Genomic DNA, 1712 nt, shown 5'->3' with positions numbered 1-1712 from the left:
TTTGTCAAGTAAGTTGTCGCATTTAATTAAAAATTTCTTTGAATACATTCCAGTCAGAGATCCATTTAGGAGTCCTGTTGGTTGAGATATTTTTTCACTTCATCTTCTTCCATTGGGTTTAGTGTTACATATTCAGGAAGTGACCAGTCTCTAATTTCTCCTGACCATCGTTCTGGATGAGTTGCTTTCGCTTCTTGATATGTTTCAATACGCTTTTGCATTATATCTATATCAAGCCCATAATGTCTCTGGTAGGGCGTTATAAAGTTAATTCCACTATGTAAATGGACGTGGTTATACCAGTGGACAAATTTAGAAGTCCATTCCCTGGCTTCAGTTAGGTTTTTAAAGCCTTTATTCGGGTAAATGGGTCTATACTTCATTGTCTTAAATAGTGACTCAGAATAGGGGTTGTCATTGCTTACCCTTGGTCTTGAAAATGAACTTTGTACTCCCAGCTTTTCTAAAGTTACCATAAACGTTGCTGCTTTCATAGGGCTACCATTATCAGAATGCAGCACTAATGGTTGATCAGTTTTAGTTGCTATGTTCTGAGAAAGAGTTGCTTTTCTAATTAATCTTTTAGAGTATTCAGCGTTTTCTGTTTCCCAAACTTCATGTGCAACTATTAGCCTGCTAAACATATCGATAATTAGGTAGAGCTTAAAGTGTTCTCCCTTAATAGAAGCATTAAGCCAAGTTATATCCCAAGTCCAAACTTGATTGGGTTTGGTAGCTATATGTGTTGGAATCTCTCTTTTAACAGGCTTCTTAGATTTACTTCTATGAGCATTTAATTTTTCTTCTTTTAAGACTCTATAGAAGGTTGATTCTGAAGCAATGTATTTACCTTTATCAGCTAGTTTAGGCACAATTTTTGATGGTGGTAAGTCTGCATATTCTTTGCTATTGGCAACCTTGATTATTTCTTTTCTTTCTGATTCTGTTAATTTGTTTTTAGGTGCCTTTCTTTCAACTAGTGGTCTCTGATCTTTTTTAACACTACCATTTTCAGTCCACCTTTGGTAGGTGCGAGAACAAATTCCAAGTTCTTTACAGGCTGGTTCTAGTCTAGAACCATTTTCTGTTGCTTCATTGATCAGCTTTACTGCTTTTATGCGATCTGAATAACTGATCAGTCTTCCTTGGGCTCCCCCCAAATCGCATTCGCCTTTTTTCTAAGCACCAGTAAAGCTGCAGTTTCTGCTAGAGCTTTTTCTTTGTAGCTTAGTTCTTTTTGCAACTCTTTATTTTTTTGTTGTTCGTCTTTTAAGTTTTCTTTAAGTTCTTGAGGATCTTCAAATTTAGTGTTATTGGCATTTTGACACTGTTTTATCCAGCTGTTCAGTTCTTCAATATGGATTCCTTTTTCCCGGCAGTATTTAGAAGTTTCCAGCTCAGATAGACTGACAGTTTCTAAAACAGCCTGAAATTTATCTTTGGAGCTCCATTTACTAGCTTTCTTGCTAGTAGCTGAACTTTCGTTAAGAGCTTTAGCTCTCCAAGTATAAAGAGTATTTCTAGGTATATTTAATTCTTTGGCTAAGGCAGATACTTTTTCAGCATTTGGTGGAGCAAGTCTTTTAAATACGGATTCTTTTAGTTCTTTAGAATATACTTTTTTAGGCATATTAATTCTCCTTAGGATTTATTGTCGTTACTTTATTATACACAGAATTTAGTCCTTACGACAACTATCCTAACACATAGAG

2 protein-coding genes are annotated in these 1712 nt (G+C 35.5%); both read right to left on the bottom strand.

What is annotated here, in order from left to right:
* Positions 1-65: 65 nt before the first annotated feature.
* Positions 66-1160, bottom strand: a complete 1095-nt coding sequence (locus tag MWH30_RS13680; RefSeq protein WP_248664658.1) for an IS3 family transposase — start codon at positions 1158-1160, stop codon at positions 66-68.
* Complete coding sequence (locus MWH30_RS13675) at positions 1136-1630, bottom strand: transposase (RefSeq protein WP_248664657.1); 495 nt, start codon at positions 1628-1630, stop codon at positions 1136-1138. Before MWH30_RS13675 ends, MWH30_RS13680 begins: the two co-directional genes overlap by 25 nt.
* Between the last annotated feature and the right edge of the window lie 82 nt (positions 1631-1712).

The sequence above is a fragment of the Fuchsiella alkaliacetigena genome, assembly GCF_023227765.1.
GTDB classification, from domain to species: Bacteria; Bacillota; Halanaerobiia; order Halobacteroidales; family Acetohalobiaceae; genus Fuchsiella; species Fuchsiella alkaliacetigena.
The sequence above is the reverse complement of the archived record's forward strand: the minus strand, read 5'-3'. Positions and strand labels throughout refer to the sequence as shown.

Bases quoted from the DNA above. Each gene is read 5' to 3' on its own strand.
- MWH30_RS13675 (WP_248664657.1), bottom strand. From the start codon at position 1,630: ATGCCTAAAAAAGTATATTCTAAAGAACTAAAAGAATCCGTATTTAAA.